General features: G+C 41.0%; 17 protein-coding genes, 1 pseudogene and 1 riboswitch. Of the genes and pseudogenes, 10 read left to right on the top strand and 8 right to left on the bottom strand.

The window, feature by feature from the left end; genetic code table 11:
* Positions 1 to 24: 24 nt before the first annotated feature.
* Entirely contained in the window at positions 25 to 492 is a 468-nt protein-coding gene (locus IGI46_RS09655) for a GNAT family N-acetyltransferase (RefSeq protein ID WP_429973363.1), read from the bottom strand.
* Positions 493 to 601: 109 nt separating this feature from the next.
* A riboswitch (M-box (ykoK) riboswitch) is annotated at positions 602 to 772 on the bottom strand.
* A gap of 301 nt (positions 773 to 1073) precedes the next feature.
* Complete coding sequence (locus IGI46_RS09650) at positions 1074 to 1679, bottom strand: ECF transporter S component (protein ID WP_429973362.1); 606 nt, start codon at positions 1677 to 1679, stop codon at positions 1074 to 1076.
* 102 nt (positions 1680 to 1781) lie between these two features.
* On the opposite strand from IGI46_RS09650, the gene IGI46_RS09645 reads away from it, so the two are divergent.
* From IGI46_RS09645 to IGI46_RS09625, 5 genes and pseudogenes are all read left to right on the top strand, one after another.
* A complete protein-coding gene (locus IGI46_RS09645) occupies positions 1782 to 2381 on the top strand; it encodes a TetR/AcrR family transcriptional regulator (protein ID WP_429973361.1) in 600 nt (199 codons plus the stop codon).
* A gap of 265 nt (positions 2382 to 2646) precedes the next feature.
* Positions 2647 to 3789 carry an aminotransferase class V-fold PLP-dependent enzyme gene (locus IGI46_RS09640; RefSeq protein WP_429973360.1) on the top strand — a complete coding sequence of 381 codons (1143 nt, stop codon included), beginning with the start codon at positions 2647 to 2649 and terminating at the stop codon, positions 3787 to 3789.
* Between the two features lie 6 nt (positions 3790 to 3795).
* Positions 3796 to 4857, top strand: coding sequence for a YedE family putative selenium transporter (gene yedE, locus IGI46_RS09635; protein WP_429973359.1), 1062 nt, complete (start codon positions 3796 to 3798; stop codon positions 4855 to 4857).
* Positions 4858 to 4873: 16 nt separating this feature from the next.
* Positions 4874 to 5104: a DUF3343 domain-containing protein gene (locus IGI46_RS09630; RefSeq protein ID WP_429963091.1), complete on the top strand. Its 231-nt coding sequence runs from the start codon at positions 4874 to 4876 to the stop codon at positions 5102 to 5104.
* 152 nt (positions 5105 to 5256) lie between these two features.
* Positions 5257 to 6792: pseudogene (locus tag IGI46_RS09625) on the top strand (IS1182 family transposase); the annotation flags it as partial.
* A gap of 125 nt (positions 6793 to 6917) precedes the next feature.
* Here IGI46_RS09625 and IGI46_RS09620 read toward each other — a convergent pair.
* Together IGI46_RS09620 and IGI46_RS09615 are read right to left on the bottom strand one after the other, a co-directional pair.
* The gene (locus IGI46_RS09620; RefSeq protein WP_429973358.1) at positions 6918 to 8498 is read right to left on the bottom strand and encodes an L-serine ammonia-lyase, iron-sulfur-dependent, subunit alpha; all 1581 of its coding nucleotides are present in this window, start codon (positions 8496 to 8498) and stop codon (positions 6918 to 6920) included.
* 20 nt (positions 8499 to 8518) lie between these two features.
* The gene (locus IGI46_RS09615; RefSeq protein ID WP_429973357.1) at positions 8519 to 9505 is read right to left on the bottom strand and encodes an ornithine cyclodeaminase family protein; all 987 of its coding nucleotides are present in this window, start codon (positions 9503 to 9505) and stop codon (positions 8519 to 8521) included.
* A 399-nt stretch (positions 9506 to 9904) separates the two neighbouring features.
* Between IGI46_RS09615 and IGI46_RS09610 the strand changes: the two genes are divergently transcribed.
* The 4 genes from IGI46_RS09610 to leuD are packed head-to-tail and all read left to right on the top strand — an operon-like array spanning position 9905 to position 14431.
* Positions 9905 to 11419 carry a 2-isopropylmalate synthase gene (locus tag IGI46_RS09610; RefSeq protein WP_207704331.1) on the top strand — a complete coding sequence of 505 codons (1515 nt, stop codon included), beginning with the start codon at positions 9905 to 9907 and terminating at the stop codon, positions 11417 to 11419.
* Between the two features lie 4 nt (positions 11420 to 11423).
* Entirely contained in the window at positions 11424 to 12473 is a 1050-nt protein-coding gene (gene leuB / locus IGI46_RS09605) for a 3-isopropylmalate dehydrogenase (RefSeq protein ID WP_207704330.1), read from the top strand.
* Between the two features lie 3 nt (positions 12474 to 12476).
* Complete coding sequence (leuC, locus tag IGI46_RS09600; protein ID WP_207704329.1) at positions 12477 to 13850, top strand: 3-isopropylmalate dehydratase large subunit; 1374 nt, start codon at positions 12477 to 12479, stop codon at positions 13848 to 13850.
* Positions 13850 to 14431 carry a 3-isopropylmalate dehydratase small subunit gene (gene leuD / locus IGI46_RS09595; protein ID WP_429963083.1) on the top strand — a complete coding sequence of 194 codons (582 nt, stop codon included), beginning with the start codon at positions 13850 to 13852 and terminating at the stop codon, positions 14429 to 14431. Before leuC ends, leuD begins: the two co-directional genes overlap by 1 nt.
* Before the next feature lie 126 nt (positions 14432 to 14557).
* Here the strand turns inward: leuD and IGI46_RS09590 are convergent, their stop codons facing one another.
* The 3 genes from IGI46_RS09590 to IGI46_RS09580 form a co-directional block, all read right to left on the bottom strand.
* On the bottom strand, positions 14558 to 15862 hold the full coding sequence (locus tag IGI46_RS09590) for a M56 family metallopeptidase (RefSeq protein ID WP_429973356.1): 1305 nt from the start codon (positions 15860 to 15862) through the stop codon (positions 14558 to 14560).
* On the bottom strand, positions 15855 to 16247 hold the full coding sequence (locus IGI46_RS09585) for a BlaI/MecI/CopY family transcriptional regulator (protein ID WP_207704326.1): 393 nt from the start codon (positions 16245 to 16247) through the stop codon (positions 15855 to 15857). Before IGI46_RS09585 ends, IGI46_RS09590 begins: the two co-directional genes overlap by 8 nt.
* Before the next feature lie 102 nt (positions 16248 to 16349).
* Positions 16350 to 16706 (bottom strand): winged helix-turn-helix transcriptional regulator, encoded by a 357-nt coding sequence (locus tag IGI46_RS09580; RefSeq protein WP_429973355.1) that lies wholly within the window; start codon positions 16704 to 16706, stop codon positions 16350 to 16352.
* Between the two features lie 99 nt (positions 16707 to 16805).
* Between IGI46_RS09580 and IGI46_RS09575 the strand changes: the two genes are divergently transcribed.
* Positions 16806 to 17192: a hypothetical protein gene (locus IGI46_RS09575; protein WP_429973354.1), complete on the top strand. Its 387-nt coding sequence runs from the start codon at positions 16806 to 16808 to the stop codon at positions 17190 to 17192.
* Positions 17193 to 17241: 49 nt separating this feature from the next.
* Here IGI46_RS09575 and IGI46_RS09570 read toward each other — a convergent pair whose 3' ends face one another.
* A complete protein-coding gene (locus IGI46_RS09570) occupies positions 17242 to 18672 on the bottom strand; it encodes a 6-phospho-beta-glucosidase (protein ID WP_429973353.1) in 1431 nt (476 codons plus the stop codon).
* Positions 18673 to 18683: the final 11 nt, after the last annotated feature.

Below are 18683 nucleotides of genomic sequence, written 5' to 3'. Positions count from 1 at the left end.
TTCCAAAACCTCTGTTGTTCCGAACTACTGTCGTCCATGTGTTTTCATCTCCTTTGTTTGGGTCACTACTAGGTTCTTCTTAAATATCTTTAACTCTACTTCATGATCAACGTAGGTTTCTGCAAAGCTTTCATAGGCTAGCTTTTCATAAAAATACCAAGCTTGTTTACGTCCTGTCAGAAAGACTAATTCAAAGCCTAAATTTTGTGCAACATTTTCCGCATAGGCAATTAGTTTTTTTCCTAAGCCCATTCCTTGGCAGTATTGAGACACAGCTACCTGTTTGATCTGCGCAATTTGACCATTTATAGGATGAAGAAGCAAGGTTGCCATAACTTCATGGTCTACACGTACAACTAAATGCCAATCATTTCTCTCTTCTGTTGGAGCAAAAGTGATAGGGGGCTTGCCCGCACTTTCCATCAACAAATTATTTCTTAGCTTAATTCCTTTCCAATAATCTGAACTGTTCCAACGCGTTAATGTGAACACTGTTTTACCATGATTGTTCCTCCTCAATAAATTATTCCTTGATGCGCAAAAAGACCTTTCGCCAAAAACTCAGCGAAAGGCCTGAAATAAGCACATCAAAAAGAAGCTCATTGCGATCTAGTCGTTGAGTTTTGGCACTATACAACGTAAAAAGCAGAGCTTTTAGCTACCTTAAGAAGAGCCTTGTAATCGACAATTCCTGTTCTACCCATTGGCGTCTCTCGACATTTTTGGGCAGTAGCCTGTGTTTGTATAGGAGCCTCACCTAACAAATCAAGTTATTCGTATTTCCGAGGTAAGAATACCACCTGATTAATTCCTTTGTCAACACTAAAAAAATAAAAAAACAGACAAGTTAAAAATAACTATTGTTTTTTATTGTCTTTCACTTTTTCATTTTTTTAGAAAAAACCATCTGTAAAGTAGCCTTAAAAAACTAAAAGAAATCGACAGAAAACCTTTAAAAACTACTACAACTTCAGTTGATCCCCCTGCTTTTTTAAGCGCGATCTTCTAATCATGAAGAATCGTTACTCTCTGCTGATCATATCTCACTAACATAAAATAACGATTAGAATACTCTAATTTCGATTATTTGGACTTAAGTGAGTAGCAGAAAACAGAGCACGAACAATTAAAGGTGTAATAATTCCTGCACCAATCATTTCAGTTATTCCATTGGTGAAAATCAAAGTTCCAAGGACTTTGAATAAACCTGATGGATTTACCCCATAGGCATCAGCTACACCAGTAGTGTATAATAATCCCATAAGCGATAAGACTAAAACTGTATTAGTTAATGAGCCAAAGACAGCAGCAATTACCGTAGCCATTGTTAGCTTGTGATACCTTTTGTACAACCAAGTGAATAGCAGACCAGCTACTAATCCCACTAAAATTCGCGGCAATACCGAAACAATTGGATTAGTAAACACCAATGTATCTAAAGGATTGGTTGGAGAGGTAAATGCTCGGATGACCGTAAAGATTCCCCAAACCATTCCAATAAACATCCCATCCTTGGTCCCTAAAACTACAGCAGCGATAATGACAGTAATATGGATAATGGTTAAATCAGTAATACCTAAAGGAATAAAACCTAAAAAAGGAACCATCGCCTGCAAAATAATTAACGCGGTTAGGATCGCTCGGATCGTTAAGCGATATGTTTTATTTTTTGTATTCATTATTTGCAACTCCTATGCATTCATTTTGATGACACACATGTCATTGGGATGATTATACATAAAAATGACACTTGTGTCATTAATTTATTTCTGAGGTGACTTATGAAAAACATTTCAAATGAGGAACGTAAGCGGCAAAAGCGAGAAGCTATCTTGGAAAGTGCTCGCAGAGTATTCGCTAAAAAGGGCTTGATTGATGTTACTATGAAGGATATCATTGATGCTTGTGGAATCAGCCGTGGTGGAATTTATTTGTATTTTGATTCCGTAGATGAAATTTTTATCGAGACCGTAAAACGTCGCAACAGCCGTAAATTTGATTCAATTCGTTCAGCCATCAAAGAAAATCAAGCTTTTGATGAACTACTGGATACTTATTTTAACAGCCATAAGGAGCGTCTGTTAAATACAATCAACGATAGTATGCTGCGGGCTATGTATGAGTATTACTTTACTCATAAATCGGAAGAAGACCAAGAGTTTCAACAGGCTCAAATGGCTGCTACTAAACAAACCATTTACGAGATCCTAGAGCTCGGGATTAAGCAGCGGGTCTTAGCTGCACAATCTTTGGATACTCTAGCTGAAAATTTTATGTTCGTCATTGAAGGGTTAAGTGTACTCGCACTGATTGGCGATATCACTGAAGCCCAAATTGATGGTCAATTTTCATTGATGAAGTCTTTACTGCCCAGAATCTAACCACCTTCTCTTTCTTTTAGAAAGAGGGGGTTATTTTTGCTTTTCACCTTTACTTTGCCGGTACCAATCAGCTACACTTAACTTGTGATTATTTGAACATTCGATGGTCTTTTGATGAAAATAAGGAGGTGGGAAAAATGAAGAAGTCTATTGATACCTTTACTTGAGTGTGAGTGAACATTCACTTAGAAGTTTCTAAGAAGCATTGTTTCCCACTTAGTCTTTGTATGATGCAAAGAAATTTTCACACAAGGAGAAATGAACGATGATTTATTTGGACAACTCCGCTACAACACTGAAAAAACCAGATGCTGTCATCGAGGCAGTAACCGATGCACTCATGCAACTTGGCAACTCTGGTCGAGGGGTTCATGAGGACTCCTTAAAATCCTCTGAGGTACTCTTTCATGCGCGTCAAGTTTTGTGTCAGCTTTTTAATGGGGAACTAACCAAACAGTTAGTTTTTACTTCCGGAGCAACGGAAAGCTTAAACTTAGCAATCGATGGGTTGCACACCGGTAAGGATCATGTGATTACTACTGCGTTGGAGCATAACTCAGTCTTGCGTCCCCTCTATCGTTTGCAGTCTGAAAAAGGCTTAGAGCTGACAGTTATTCCTGCCGACAAACAGGGAAAACTAGACTATACTGATTTTGAAAAAGCCGTTCAATGCAACACTAAATCCATTATTGTGACTCACGCATCAAATGTAACTGGAAATGTAATGGATTTAGCCAAAGTTCGCGACGTTTGTCAAAATTACGGACTTTATTTTGTAGTGGATGCTTCTCAATCCGCTGGTATTCTGCCGATTGATGTTCAAAAAATGGGAATTGATCTTTTGTGCTTCACAGGTCACAAAGGGCTTTACGGTCCTCAAGGAACTGGCGGCTTATATGTTCGTCCAGGTATTTCTTTGCGTCCTTTAAAGGTTGGAGGCAGCGGGATTGATACCTTCAATCCACAGCACCCAGCACTCTTTCCAACTGCACTGGAAGCGGGAACCTTAAACAGTCATGGAATTGCTGGCTTAGCAGCCGGTGTTGATTATCTCTTAGCGGAGACCCTTGAAAAATTAAATCAAAAAATAAGTGCGTTGACACGCCTCTTTTATCAAGAAGCGGCAAAACTTGATGAGGTCATTTTGTATGGTGATTTCTCTGATAAACAGCGTTGCCCAATTGTTGCATTGAACATTGGACAAAGAGATTCAGCTGAAATCAGCGATTTACTTGCCTACGAATATGGTATTGCAACTCGTTCTGGCGGCCACTGTGCCCCACTGATGCATGAAGCCCTTGGAACAAAGGAACAAGGTGTCGTGCGCTTCAGTTTTTCCTCCTTTACAACTGAGACTGAGATTAGGGAAGCCTTGGATGCTTTACAAAAAATTAGTCAAAAGGAGTAATAAGAGATGGAAAGTAAAAAATTGTATGTTGGTGTTGGTTTAGGATTCGGTTTAGTAGCGGTATTACTAGCATATTTTGGTAATCCTGCAAATATGGCCATTTGTGTTGCCTGCTTTATTCGCGATATTGCTGGATCAACCAAGCTTCATATGGCTCCTCCAGTTCAATATTTACGACCTGAAATTATTGGTATTATTTTTGGGGCTATGCTGATGGCGATTCCTAGAAAAGAATTTGCTGCTAGAAGCGGTTCTTCTACGGCTACGCGTTTTTTATTAGGCTTTATGATGATGATCGGAGCTTTGATGTTCCTAGGCTGTCCTTTACGGATGATTTTACGTATGGGTGGCGGTGATCTGAACGCTTATGTTGGATTAATTGGTTTTGTAGGCGGCGTCCTTACTGGGAGCCTTTTCTTAAAAAAAGGCTACACTTTAGGCAAAGCTAAAGAAACGAAAACATCCAGCGGGTTCATGATTCCTGGCTTCTTCCTAGTTTTATTTGTTCTATTTTTACTAGTACCGACTTTGTTCATAGTCAGTGCAGAAGGGCCTGGAAGCTTTCATGCACCCGTAATTATTTCTCTAATTGGCGGCTTGGTTTTCGGAGGCCTGGCTCAGCTTTCCGCGATTTGTTTCTCTGGCAGTATTCGTGATATCTTTTTGATGAAGAATTTTAATCGAATTACTGGTGTGCTTACACTATTCGTTGTCGTTTTGATTTATAATTTAGCTACTGGGAGTTTCCATTTGAGCTTTGCAGACCAGCCGATTGCCCACACGGAACATTTGTGGAATATTCTAGGATTGTATGTTGTCGGTTTTGCTGGCGTTCTTTTAAGCGGCTGTCCTCTCCGTCAGCTTATTTTAACTGGTCAAGGCTCTTCTGATGCCGGCATTACAGTCATCGGGATGCTGGTCGGAGCTGCTTTTGCTCATAACTTCGGCTTGGCTTCATCAGGGGAAGGAACAACTAGCTTTGGTCGAATTTCTGTCATTTTATGTATTGTTTTACTATTTATTATTGCTTTTACCAACCGCGAAAAAAGAGCGAGAGCTTCTCGTTAAAACTTAGGAGTACTCAATGAAGAAATGGTTGATTGTCACTTTCGAAACAGAACATGCAGCTCTGTATTTTTCAACATTATGCAAAGAAGCTACTATTGCTGGACGGTTGATGCCGATTCCACGAAAGCTATCAGCCGGCTGCGGTATCTCCTGGCGTTCTGAAACAGCTTGGGAGGAACAAATTCGAACTCTGATTCAGGAGAACTCAGCTGAATTGGATTGTCAGCTTGTTCATGTAGAGCTGTAGGATTGTATAAAAATAGAGGCTGTGACATAAGTCTTAAAAAAATGTCGGTGAAATGACGATTATCGTTCATTTCACTGGCATTTTTGGGTAAAATAAAAGAGTATAGGTGGCTGCCTATACTCAAACTTTAATCCTCGAAAGGACCAAAACACATGACTAATTATAACATGGCTCAGCTTACTTTGAATATATCTACTTCCTATGTTCCCAAAAAAGAGAATACTGCCTGGTTTATTCATGAATTAGTTGAGGCTCTTCAGTTCAAGGAACCTTATCTTTTTGGTAGACCTCGGGAGTACGATCTTAGTTTGATGCTAAAACTCATTTTATTTGCTTATACTCGCAGCGTATTTACTAGTCGTAAAATTGAACAACTTGCGGAAGAAAGTTTGCCAGCACGCTGGTTGACGCAGGAACGTGTGCCTTCTTATCGCACTATTGCACGTTTCCGTATTTCCAACGATGTAGAAGCGTTAGTCAATCAAAGTCTGGAATCATTAACCAGCTATTTACGGGAACGTCAATTAATTGATGACGCCCTCTTTATTGATGGCACAAAGATTCTGGACGATGCGAATAAATACAGTTTTGTTTGGAAAAAGAGCACACTTCGGTATGATCAAATGAATCGTGAAACGATCTTGGCCTTGATGACCGAGCTAAAGGAAGCCTATCAAGTAAAACATATTCCTGAAGGTTCAGACCTTACCTTGGACCGATTGGATGAAGTTCTAACACGGTTAGAGCTGCGTTTAGAAGAGGTAGAACAGGAAGTACAAGAGACCAAAAAGGTCTCACCTAATCCTGCAAAACAACAACGCCGAACAGTGAAATCACAAAAACGAAAACTAACGGAACGTCGCGAAAAAATGGCTGAGCATCACCTTCGTCTTACTCTTTGTGGAACTCGCAATAGTTATTCAAAGACGGATGTAGACGCTACTTTCATGCGGGTTAAAGAAGACCCAATGCGTAATGGCCAGTTGAAACCTGCCTATAATCTACAGCTTGCCACCTGCAATCAATATATAATAGGTTATGATGTTTACCAAAATCCGACAGACACAAAAACATTACTTCCATTTTTAGAAAAAATGGATTTGGTTGAAGAAACCGTGATTGTTGCTGATGCAGGATACGGGTCAGAAAAAAATTATCGACAATTGGAGGATCAGTACGCACAACATACTGCGTTAATTCCTTATGGAACAATGCTCAAAGAACAAAGTAAAAAATGGAAAACAGATGAACGAAAAGTCATGAACTGGACCTATTATGAAGAAGACGATTATTACGTGGATCTAAAGGGAGTCCGCTTCAATTTTCATGCCTACCGTCAACGAACGGATAAGGAAGGATTCGTAAAAGATTTTAAAGAATATCAAGCGGAGAAATATGATCAGAATAAACAAGTTATTCCAGCCGCATTAACACAAAAAGGATACACCAGAAAAATAAGCGTCAACCCTTCCTGGGAATATTTTAAAGCGAAACAAGTCACTCTGCTTTCAACTCCTGAAACAGGAAAAATCTATGCACGAAGAAAAATCGACGTAGAACCTGTTTTTGGTCGGATGAAAGCTTGTTTAGGTTTCACTCGTTACCATGTTCGAGGTATGGAAAAAGTGAAGAGAGAAACCGGCCTCCTCGTGTTGGCCCTCAATATGATGAAGTTGGCAGTTGCAGGACGAACTTCAGGACTTCTTACATAGAAAAATGCCCCCCCCTCACTGAAAATCATTGATAGATTTTCGGGAGGGGGGCATTTTTTTTATTCGTTTAGAGACTACTTATGTCACAGCCTCTATTTGTTTTAACAGCAGCCTTTACGGCAAGCCAGCTGTCGAGAAATTTCCAATCCGGTTTTCGTTTGCGCTAAACCAGCTAACCCGGTGCAACGTAATTCTGGTGGAATCATACGACCAACTTTATCAAAGCTATCAATGGTCTCATCTAATGGAATGACCACATCGAACCCAGCGATTGCCATGTTAGCAGCCCCTAAGGCGTTCATGCCGCACATCATATTTTTTCCTAAACAAGGAACCTCAACTCGTACATCAACCGGATCACAAACCATACCAAAAATATTTTGCAATGCCATCGAAGCAGCATTGGCCGCTGTTCTAGCAGAACCACCCATTAACTGTACTAGGGCAGCTGCGGTCATTCCCGATCCTGCGCCGCACTCAGCCTGACAACCGGCAACCTCCGCGGCAAAAGTGGCATACTCCGCGATGAAGACACCAATAATTCCTGCTGCCAGCATTGCTTTTATGATTTCATCGTTTGATTTGTTGTATTCTTTAGCAACAGCAAAAACTGTTCCTGGTAACGCGCCGCAAGACCCGGCAGTAGGTGCAGCAACAAAGACGTTCATCGAACTTTTTACTTCCATCATAGCAGTAATGAAAGCGACAATGTCCGCAGTCAACGTTCCGCCAATCATTTGCGCTTGATGTTCTCCAACTTTATAGGATTGATAGCCTAGTATCCGATCTGCATATTCTGTCCCTTTTAGCCCTATTTCGATCCCTTTACCCATGATAGCAACAATATCCGCCATCTTGTCATATACTTGCTGCTCAGAAATGTTTCCCCGAACACTCTCGTACATTGTGGCCAACTGCCATAGCTCCAACTGATCCCTTTCAGCAATTTGCAGCATTTCTTCTGCTGTTTTAAAAGGAACGTTTTTTTCCTTTTGCGACATTACTGGTAAAACCGGGTCAAAAGCAATTACTTCGTCTATCTGGAAAAATTGTTTAAAACCAGCTAGAACTTCTTCAGTAATCGGCTGATGAGACTTAATATTTAAAAAGACCTTCTCGTCCGCTACCCGCTGTTCAATTTGGCAAAAGCCTGGTACTTTTGCCTCGGCATAGGCTGTGACATCTGAAATTGCTGAGGTAGGTGATTTTCCATAGATCAGCGTTTCATAAAAGCCGCCAGAGATTGTCACTGGTTCGCCTTGAATTTCAGTAAAAACAATCATACCGCCGCCAACAGATAATGCAGTGGCCGTTACTTCTTCCATCTGATCGCTGCGAATAATCATTCGGTAAGTATTGGGATGCTCCGCTTCGTAAGGGATAATTCGAAAATTGATGGTCATCCCACCCGCTTCAGCTAACTCAATGGATCGCAGCAGGTCTTCATGGGTCGGTTCCATACCCAAAAGACCACCGACTAAACCAACATCAGAGCATTGAGTAATGTAACTGGCCGCCAGAGAACCTTTCGGAGCAAAGTCAGCTTGGAAATAAGTAACGTTTCCCTTGACCATTTGACGCAACGCTTTACCAATTCGGACAGATGCGGCTGTATGGGAACTTGACGGACCTACCATCACTGGACCAAGAACATCATTGAAAATACTTGCATATTCTGCCATTCGAATTCCTCCTTAAGCACTTATTCCCAGACGGTTCCAACACCCTTTTTAGACGCTTTATCGTAAATAGCTTTAGCAGTTACTAAATCCTGTGTGCCGATGCCGACAGTTTCAAATACAATAATTTCTTCATCGTTCTCACGGCCAACCAAATTTCCTAAAATTACTTCTCCAATGTCACCAGTGAAATCTTCTTTAGTAATTGTTCCTTCTTCTAAGGGAATCAGAATATCGCCAGATTCAGATAGTACCGCCTCTTCTGAATCAAAATAAATTTTGTCTGCGCGAGTTAAAATGACCGGGTCCATTTCCTGCATGTCGTGTTGATAAGCTCCCACACAGCTGACTGTCGCTCCCTTTTTCACTTTATTTCCATCAAAAACAGGTTTCTTAGAAGGAGTAACGGTGATAATCACATCTGCATCCTCGATCGCTTCATCGGAGCTTTTAGCTGCTAAAATTTGTGTCCCGTAGCTGCCTAGCTGTTGGTTCATTTGCTGTACGAAGTCAGCTGTTCGCTCAGGATTCATATCAAAGACCTTCACTTCATCTAAGTCTCGAGCACAAATCATTGCTTCTAATTGACAGGCTGCTTGTCCTCCAGTACCAATCAAGGCGCCTTTTTTTGCATCTTTTTTCGCCAGCACATCAAACGCTGTACCCGAAGCAGCACCCGTTCGCATTTGCGTAACAAAGGTTCCATCTAAAACGGAGGTAACAAAGCCAGTCTCTCCATCAATTAATAAGACTTGTGCCGGAGCTGAAGGCAAACCTTTATCAATGTTGTTAGGGAAAATATTAACCACTTTTATTCCCGCTGCTTTCATAGTTGGTACGTAAGCTGGCATGAACAGGAAGGTTCCTGATTGATCCTCGCTAACAATTTGGGTACGTAAAGGTACTTCACTTTTTCCAGCTGAAAATAACGAAAAGGCTTCTTTTACCGCTTCGATTGCCTCCTTCATTGTAAAAACCTGTTGAATATCTTTTTTTGACAATAACAGCATTTTATCCACTCTCCTTTAGTTGTAAACGACTCCATTGATCAAAGTATAAGCCTTTTATTTAAAGCTTGTAAATAGTATGCACAAAGTTTCACTCATTTCCCAGATTTTTTTCTCTTTCAAATAAAATCTTTTAACCATCCATCTTTAATCTTTTTTTCATAAATCTATTGACTTTGTCTGAAATCTTTTATATGCTTTTATCAACAAAAAATTCTGACAATTGATAGGTGAATACCATGACATATACAACCAACAGCTTCAACAACTTATTATTATAACAGGGACTCTTTAAGCAATTAAAAGAGAGTCCCTATTCGCATTGCATCGAGAAGAAAAATGGTTCTTCTTAGATGGAATGCTTTTTTTATACCTATTTTTTGTTAAGAGGAGCGGATGAAAATGAGAAAAATTCAATTTTTTGATACCACCCTGCGTGATGGTGAACAAACCCCTGGCGTTAATTTTAATACAAAAGAAAAAATTCAGATTGCTATGCAGTTAGAGAAATGGGGCATTGATGTCATCGAAGCCGGTTTTCCAATCGCCTCTCAAGGAGATTTTGAAGCAGTTAAGGGAATCGCTGAAAATGCTAAACGCATGACCGTGGTTGGCTTGGCTCGCTGCCAGAAAAAGGATATTGATCGGGCTTATGAAGCGCTAAAGGATGCAGTGGACCCACAAATTCACACCTTCTTGGCAACCAGTAATGTCCACATGGAATACAAATTGAAAATGACCAAAGCTGAGGTCCTTGCATCCATTAAGGAACATGTCAGTTATGCTCGGACACTTTTTGAAAAGGTGCAATTCTCACCTGAGGATGCTTCCCGAACAGAGAGGGACTTTTTGCTAGAAGCTGTGCAAACAGCAATTGACGCTGGGGCTACGATCATTAATGTACCCGACACCGTCGGCTATTCTAATCCAACTGAATATGGCGGTATTTTTAAATACTTGATTGATAACATTAAAAGCGATCAGGAAATCACCTTCTCTTCTCATTGTCATGATGACCTGGGCATGGCAACGGCAAATGCTTTGGCCGCCATTGAAAATGGGGCAAACCGTGTAGAAGGTGCGATAAACGGAATTGGCGAGCGTGCGGGGAACACTGCTTTAGAAGAAGTTGCTCTGGCCTTGCATATTCGTAAAGATTTCTATGGCTGCGAATCAAATATTGTGTTGAATGAAACGAAACGTACCAGCGATCTCGTCTCAAGACTATCTGGTATCCCAGTTCCTAGAAACAAGGCAATCATCGGTGACAATGCCTATGCTCATGAATCGGGTATCCATCAGGATGGCGTGCTGAAAAATCCCGAAACGTATGAAATTATTACACCAACTTTGGTGGGTGTCAGCCAAAACTCTCTACCACTAGGCAAATTGTCTGGGCGACATGCTTTTGTAACTAAAGTAGAAGAATTGGGCTACCAGTTGAATGAAGAGGAAACAAAAACAGCCTTCAAGCGTTTCAAAGACCTGGCAGATAAGAAGAAGCAAATCACTGATCAGGACTTGATCGCTCTCTTGACAGACCAGTCACGAGAAGAAAGTGAACGCTGCAAGTTGGCGAATGTACAGGTACAATACAGCTCAAGCGGGTATCAAGGCGCTATTGTTTCTATTATAAATGAAGCTGGAGAAACAAAAGTGGCTTCTACCATCGGCTCAGGAAGTATTCAGGCGATTTATAATTCAATTGATGAACTGTTCCAACAAGAACCGGAATTATCCGAGTATGAAATCCAAGCAATTACTGGTGGTGAGGATGCTCAGGCTGAGGTTCGCGTGACTTTACATGATTCCGCAACCAAGCAAGACTTCCGTGGTATCGGAATTGATTTTGATGTACTGCAGGCTTCGGCTAAAGCGTATATCCAAGCAAGTAACCAAATGAAAGAACAGGAGTAAGGAAATGACGAAAAAAATTGTTGCTTTAGCCGGTGACGGCATTGGACCAGAAATTATGAACAGCGGCTTACAGGTTTTAGCGGCTGCTGAGACTTTAACAGGAGAAACCTTCGAAATTGTAGAACAACCTTTCGGCGGAGCTGCAATTGACTTAACTGGTCAACCATTACCTGAAACTACCTTGAAGTCTTGTGAAGAAGCTGATGCAATTTTATTAGGTGCAATTGGCGGACCCAAGTGGGAAAAAGGACCGGAAACACCAGAAAAGGGCTTGCTGGCTTTACGCAAAGCATTAAATCTTTTTGCCAATATCCGTCCAGTCACTGTGTCGGAGGCTTTGCTTCACCTGTCCCCTTTAAAACCAGAAATTATTAATGGCACTGATTTGGTGATCGTTCGGGAGTTAACTAGTGGTATCTATTTTGGAGAACCCAGAGAACTAGGTATAGAGGAAGCTTATGACACCAACCGATATCAAAAATTTGAAATCGAACGGATCTTGCGTAAAGGCTTTGAAATTGCACAAACGCGTGGTAAGAAAGTGACATCAGTGGATAAAGCCAACGTACTGGCTACTAGTAAGTTATGGCGTTCAGTGGCTGAAGAAGTGGCGAAAGAATATCCAGATTGTACATTGGAGCATCAATACGTCGACTCAGCAGCAATGAAGCTGATTCAAGCACCAAGCAGTTTTGATGTTATTGTTACTGAAAACTTATTCGGCGACATTTTAAGTGATGAAGCTTCAGTATTACCTGGTTCACTAGGTGTACTGCCAAGTGCCAGTCATAGTTCTGAGGGACCATCACTTTACGAACCAATTCACGGTTCAGCACCAGATATCGCAGGTAAAGGGATTGCCAATCCAATCTCAATGATTTTATCTGTAGCCTTGATGCTGCGGCAATCATTTAATGAAGAAAAAGCGGCACAAGCAATTGAAGCAGCGTGCGATACTGTCTTGAAGAAAGGCATTCTTACTGGTGACTTAGGTGGAACTGCTTCAACAGAAGAATTCACTCAAGCCGTACTGACAGAAATGAAGGGAGCATAACCAATGGCACAAACACTTTTTGATAAACTATGGAACCGTCATGTGGTGCAAGGAGAAGAAGGCGCACCACAGCTGCTTTACATTGATCTACATTTGATTCACGAGGTAACTTCTCCTCAAGCCTTTGCAGGTATTCGCGAAGCTGGCCGGAAATTGCGGCGCCCTGAACGTACCTTTGCAACGATGGATCACAATACCCCAACAGTTGATATTTTCAATTTCACCGATCTAGTAGCGAAAAAGCAAATTGATACTTTGCGAGAAAACTGTGAGGAATTTGGCGTTACTCTTTGCGATAACGGCAGCGACCGGCAAGGCATTGTCCATATGGTTGGTCCAGAAACAGGATTGACTCAGCCAGGCAAAACGATTGTCTGTGGAGATTCTCACACTGCGACTCACGGAGCTTTTGGTGCGCTAGCTTTTGGAATTGGAACTAGTGAAGTGGAACATGTTTTTGCTACCCAATGTTTGTGGCAAAATAAACCCAAGAATATGGGAGTTAAGGTGACTGGCGAACTGCCGAAGGGTGTTTATGCTAAAGATATTATTTTGGCTTTGATTGCGAAATATGGTACAGATTTCGGTGTTGGTTATGCGGCTGAATTCTGTGGTGATACGATTCGTTCCCTTTCAATGGAAGAACGGATGACCATCTGTAACATGTCCATTGAAGGCGGCGCAAAAATCGGCTTGATCGCTCCAGATGAAAAAACTTTTGCTTATGTTGAAGGCCGCGAATATGCACCGAAAAACATGGAAGCAGCCATTAACGACTGGAAAGAATTGTATACCGACGAAGATGCTAAGTATGATACTGTTCTAACTTTGGATGCCAATGAATTAGTACCCTTTGTTACTTGGGGAACCAATCCGGAAATGGGTGTGCCAGTGGATGGCACCTTCCCAGAGCCTGAAACAGAAGAATACAAAAAGGCCTATGAATACATGGATTTGAAGCCAGGTCAAAAACCAACCGATATTAACATTGGCTATGTCTTCATTGGTTCTTGTACCAATGGACGTCTTTCCGATCTGCAGGAAGCTGCACGTATGATTGAGGGTAAAAAGGTGAATGAAAATGTAACTGCGATCGTGGTACCCGGCTCACGTCCGGTGCGCAAGGCAGCAGAAAAAATCGGGTTGGACAAGATCTTTAAAGAGGCCGGCTTTGAGTGGCGGGAGCCAGGTTGCTCTATGTGCCTAGGAATGAACCCTGACCGGGTACCACCAGGCGTACATTGCGCATCAACGTCGAACCGTAATTTCAAAGGACGCCAAGGAAAAGACGCGCGGACTCACCTATGCAGTCCAGCAATGGCGGCATTGGCTGCTCTAAACGGAACCTTTGTTGACATTCGCAAGGAGGCAATCTAATGGAAAAATTTACGGTTTATACTGGAACCACGGTTCCCTTTATGCAGGATAATATTGATACCGATCAAATTATTCCCAAAAACTTTTTGAAACAGGTCGATAAAAAAGGCTTCGGCAAGCACTTGTTTGATGAATGGCGCTACTTGGAAGATCGGTCACCGAATCCAGATTTCATTTTAAATGCACCCGAACGTCAAGCAGCGACCATCTTAGTTTCTGGCGAAAACTTCGGTTCAGGGTCCTCTCGTGAACACGCCGCTTGGGCTTTGCAGGATTATGGTTTTCATGCAGTCATTGCCGGCAGCTACAGTGATATTTTTTACATGAATGCACTGAAAAATGGGTTATTGCCGATCCGGATGCCCGCAGATGTTCGTAAAGAACTAAGTGAACTGCCAGCAGATGCTGAAGTAACGATTGATTTACCGAATCAAACAATTGTTACACCAAACGCTCGCTATGAATTTCCAATTGATGCGACTTGGAAAGACAAACTGGTTAAGGGCTTGGATGATATCGCTATTACTTTGGAACACGAATCAGATATTACGGCTTACGAAGAAAAAATGCCTACCTATTAATTTATTCATTACAGCAACAGGACCCATCGTATTGATGCGTCCTGTTTTTTGTATGCAATGCAATCGATTCAATAATTAAGATAGCTACGATCACGATGATTTTAGGAACAGCTCGATTGAACAGACTCATTTGAAGGAAAAATTCTTTTTCTGCATATAGCCCGTTTTCCCTGCATATTGTACCTTTGCAACTTTGTAATAATAGGACCCGTCGATTACTTCAACAGTACTATTCTTTTTCACTTGGAAATACAGAGAAGCCTTGTCGCAGGACGAATCTGAATAGAAACCAGTGTGCTGCTTTTTCGTTTTTACAAAAATACCGCTATTTTTTATTTCGGCAGCAGGATCACTAACAATCAGCTCACCCTTTTTATCATAGCTGATTTCCATACCAGCAAAATCAGCAGCTTTGAATTCGTTGCTGAATTTTTCTGACAATGCTGCTTTCATTTCAGCCTTTGCTTTAGCGTCTGGTTCAAAGTTTGTTGCCCCATTTGCCGGAATGCTAACAGCCGTAGTTCCACAAATTACAAACACTAAACATCCCGCTAAAAAGCTCCGACTATACGCACTTTTTTTGCTCTCAACAATAAATGAAAGCCGCTGCTTCATTTCACGCTTGCTGCTGGATAGCAACGTTGACAGCATACTTTGTTTCGATTGTCTTCTAACTGTTCTGAGGATTATATTGGCATATTTATACCGTTCAGCCTGACTCAAATTTTTAATTACTTGTTCATCACAAGAAATTTCACACCACTTCGTCATCTGTCGCGCCAAAACATAGATGAACGGATTAAACCAATGAAGTGCTACGGCAAAAAGCATGAATCCTCTCAACAGCCAATCCTTTCTCAAGAAATGAACCTGTTCATGCTGAATAATCATCGCCAATTCATCTAGCGAATAGGTTTCATTAGGTAACAAGATCGTTGGCTGATCCAATTGAACAAGCATTGGGCTGGCAATACATTTGCAGCGAGCAATTTTTAAATCCGTTGGAATAATTAACTCTGAAAATAATTGCTCATCCGATTCTATCCAACGTGTGAGTGTCCGGGTGAACTTCGCATGCTGTACTGCATAATAAATCAAGATTGTCACCGCAACCATCAGCCAGATCATAAATACTAGCTCAACTACGGAAAACCACCTACTGCTTTCCAACACCGTATTTTGCTGCACCGTTGTTGCAATAGTCTCTTGGAAAGAAACAACTTTTGAAGGGGTGACAGTCTTCCCGCCCCAAAAAGGGTGCAGCTTCACCCGAAACGGAATCGCAAATCCTAAGAGCAGCACCACCGAAAGATAATAAAAAAATCTAGGGGAGTACCTTTGCTGACAAAAATGCACCAAAACCAAAAACATTGCCATCATAAGACTCATCCCAACTGAACAACTAACCAGTGTTACCATAAAATTATTCATCCCGTTTACCTCGTTCGTTTAACCACTCCTGCAATTCATCCAACTCTTTTTCTGCCAAGTTTTCCCCTTGGTACATGGCGTTTACCAAATTCAGAAGTGAACCTTGATAATGAGACTTCACAAAATTTTGGGCCTCATACTGCAAGTAGTCCTCCTCTGCAACCAAGGGAGTAAAAAACCGCTGTTTTCCATTCTTATCAGATTGTAAAAAACCGCGTTCCTCCAAACGAGACAATAGCTTATGAACCGTCTGCAGCTTCCAAACCTTTTGTGTGTCCAACTCCAGCTTTTCTACAATTGTGTTGCCAACAATCGGTATCTCTGAATGCCAAATTACCTTCATTACTTCAAATTCTGCATCTGGCAGCTTTTTAATGTTTCCCAAAAAAAATCACCTCTTTCTATTATCGACAAATGTCTAAAATAATTGTATAAGTATTTAAAGTGAAAGTCAAAGTTTTTCTCGCAAAAAAATCCCTTTGATTATCTATTCTGCCATAAACACTTCAGCATTTTCTTCGCACCACATACTTACAGTTTCGTAAACTGGCATCAACCCTATACCGGATTTCGTCAATTGATATTCTACCCGCGGTGGAATTTCTGGATATTCGATTCGCTGAATTAATCGATTCTTTTCCAGATCTTTTAATTGAGCGGATAACATTTTGTGACTAATCTCTGGCAAAAGTCTTTTCAATTCTCCGTATCGTAGTGTGTGCTTTTGACCCAAATGATAAATAATTTGTATTTTCCACTTACCGCCAATAACAGATAAGATTTTTTCCAGTTTTTCAAAACCATAATCCTCTACGATACAGTACTTATTGTTTGTCGTCCCCATCTGCTTACCTCCTGGTGAGTATCTTACTTATTTGTGCGTAATTGTTCTCAGTTTTTATCTATTATATACTGAAAAAAACATTAAAGGAGTAAAAAAGTCATGTTGGAAGTTTTTTGTTTTATTGCAGCGATTGGCTTCTTCGCTAATGCGTTGCTGCATCTATTGTTAATCGCTGGATTTCCATTAGGTGAATATGTGCTGGGCGGCAAGTATGTGATACTCCCCTATTCTATGAGAGTAGTTAGTGTGCTATTTTTGATTGTTTGGAGCAGTGTTGGCATCTGCTATCTGAATTATGGAGGATTTCTGGACTTAACCAAGCTGGAGAGCTTAGATAGAATAGTTATACTCGCAGCAACTGTCTTTCTACTTTTTGCGATTTTTTCAAACGCCTTTTTAACCGAAAGTAAAAAGGAGCGTTTAGTCATGACTCCTTTTTGTCTGATAACCTTCATTCTCAGCAGCAGCATCCTATTTTTACTTTAAAAAGCAAAAAATGGAACTCTCCAAAGAAAGTTCCATTTTGCAAATATGTCTATAGCTTTTCACCATTTGATTCAATGACTTCTTTGTACCAGTCAAAGGAATCTTTTTTATACCGTTCCATCGTTCCACGGCCCTCATTGTCGCGATCGACATAAATCATTCCGTAGCGTTTTTTCATTTCGCCAGTGGTAAATGAAACTAAATCAATGATGCCCCAAGGTGTATAGCCTAACAGCTCAACCCCATCATAATCAACAGCCTTCTTCAAAGCTTCGATGTGCTTAGTTAAATAATCAATCCGATCTTGATCATGAATCGACTGATCTTCCTCTAATTGATCAATTGCACCAAAACCGTTTTCGACAATAAATAATGGTAATTGATAACGATCATACAGTCGGTTCATCGTATATCGCAGTCCTTCAGGATCGATCGCCCAGCCCCAGTCGCTGCTCTCAATATAAGGGTTCGCAACACTATTCGACAGCCCACCGTTGACTACGTTGCCTAAATTATCATTGTTCACATCAGCTTTCACAACCGTTGACATGTAATAACTAAAGCCGATGTAATCTACAGTTCCTTCTTTTAATACCGCTAAATCTTCGTCACGAATATCAATTTGATATCCTTCACGTTCGAATTCTTTTAAAGCATACGTTGGATAGTAGCCACGAACATGTACATCCGCAAAGAAGAAACGCTGATGCATTGCTTCCTCCGCCGCCATAATGTCAGCTGGATTACATGAATAAGGATAAATTGGTACATGAGAAATCATACAGCCGATTTCAAACGCAGGATTAATCTTCTTGCCAGCAATCACCGCTTTTGCACTAGCAACCAATTCGTTGTGGGCAACTTGGTACATGACTTCTTTTTTGTTTTCGCCTTCTTCAACCAATACACCAGAGTTGGTCCATAAGAAAATCGGATTGTTGGTATCCATTTGGTTATTGATTTCATTGAAAGTCATCCAGTACTTTACTTTATCCTTGTAACGGTCAAAACAGATAATCGCAAATTTTTCAAAGAAGTCAATCACTTTACGGTTGCGGAAACCGCCGTATTCTCTTGCCAAATGTAACGGCATTTCAAAGTGAGAAAGAGTAATCACTGGTTCAATGTTATGAGCCAATAACTCATCAAATAGATCATCATAAAACTTCAAACCAGCTTCATTTGGCGTTTCTTCATCACCCTTTGGGAAAATACGCGTCCAAGCAATTGAGGTACGCAGACATTTCAGTCCCATTTCTGCAAAAAGCTTTACGTCCTCTTTGTAGCGGTGGTAGAAATCAATTGCTTCATGGTTCGGATAAAATTTGTCCGCTTCAATCGTTTCAGTAATTTCTCGTGGTACACCGTGAGCACCTGCAGTCATGACATCAATCACACTAGGTCCTTTGCCTTCAGCATCCCAACCGCCTTCGAATTGGTGAGCAGCTAAGGCGCCGCCCCATAAAAAGTTGTCGTTCATTTTATTGTCCT

Source organism: Enterococcus sp. AZ163, from assembly GCF_050498925.1.
In the GTDB taxonomy this organism is placed as follows: Bacteria; Bacillota; Bacilli; order Lactobacillales; family Enterococcaceae; genus Enterococcus_A; species Enterococcus_A ferrettii.
Note: the sequence above shows the minus strand (reverse complement) of the source record. Positions and strands in the feature narration are given on the sequence as shown.

Bases quoted from the DNA above. Each gene is read 5' to 3' on its own strand.
- leuB (WP_207704330.1), top strand. From the start codon at position 11,424: ATGACGAAAAAAATTGTTGCTTTAGCCGGTGACGGCATTGGACCAGAA.
- IGI46_RS09580 (WP_429973355.1), bottom strand. From the start codon at position 16,706: ATGGGGACGACAAACAATAAGTACTGTATCGTAGAGGATTATGGTTTT.
- IGI46_RS09615 (WP_429973357.1), bottom strand. From the start codon at position 9,505: ATGCTGTTATTGTCAAAAAAAGATATTCAACAGGTTTTTACAATGAAG.
- IGI46_RS09575 (WP_429973354.1), top strand. From the start codon at position 16,806: ATGTTGGAAGTTTTTTGTTTTATTGCAGCGATTGGCTTCTTCGCTAAT.
- IGI46_RS09610 (WP_207704331.1), top strand. From the start codon at position 9,905: ATGAGAAAAATTCAATTTTTTGATACCACCCTGCGTGATGGTGAACAA.
- IGI46_RS09590 (WP_429973356.1), bottom strand. From the start codon at position 15,862: ATGAATAATTTTATGGTAACACTGGTTAGTTGTTCAGTTGGGATGAGT.
- IGI46_RS09645 (WP_429973361.1), top strand. From the start codon at position 1,782: ATGAAAAACATTTCAAATGAGGAACGTAAGCGGCAAAAGCGAGAAGCT.
- IGI46_RS09620 (WP_429973358.1), bottom strand. From the start codon at position 8,498: ATGGCAGAATATGCAAGTATTTTCAATGATGTTCTTGGTCCAGTGATG.
- IGI46_RS09650 (WP_429973362.1), bottom strand. From the start codon at position 1,679: ATGAATACAAAAAATAAAACATATCGCTTAACGATCCGAGCGATCCTA.
- yedE (WP_429973359.1), top strand. From the start codon at position 3,796: ATGGAAAGTAAAAAATTGTATGTTGGTGTTGGTTTAGGATTCGGTTTA.
- leuC (WP_207704329.1), top strand. From the start codon at position 12,477: ATGGCACAAACACTTTTTGATAAACTATGGAACCGTCATGTGGTGCAA.
- leuD (WP_429963083.1), top strand. From the start codon at position 13,850: ATGGAAAAATTTACGGTTTATACTGGAACCACGGTTCCCTTTATGCAG.
- IGI46_RS09630 (WP_429963091.1), top strand. From the start codon at position 4,874: ATGAAGAAATGGTTGATTGTCACTTTCGAAACAGAACATGCAGCTCTG.
- IGI46_RS09570 (WP_429973353.1), bottom strand. From the start codon at position 18,672: ATGAACGACAACTTTTTATGGGGCGGCGCCTTAGCTGCTCACCAATTC.
- IGI46_RS09640 (WP_429973360.1), top strand. From the start codon at position 2,647: ATGATTTATTTGGACAACTCCGCTACAACACTGAAAAAACCAGATGCT.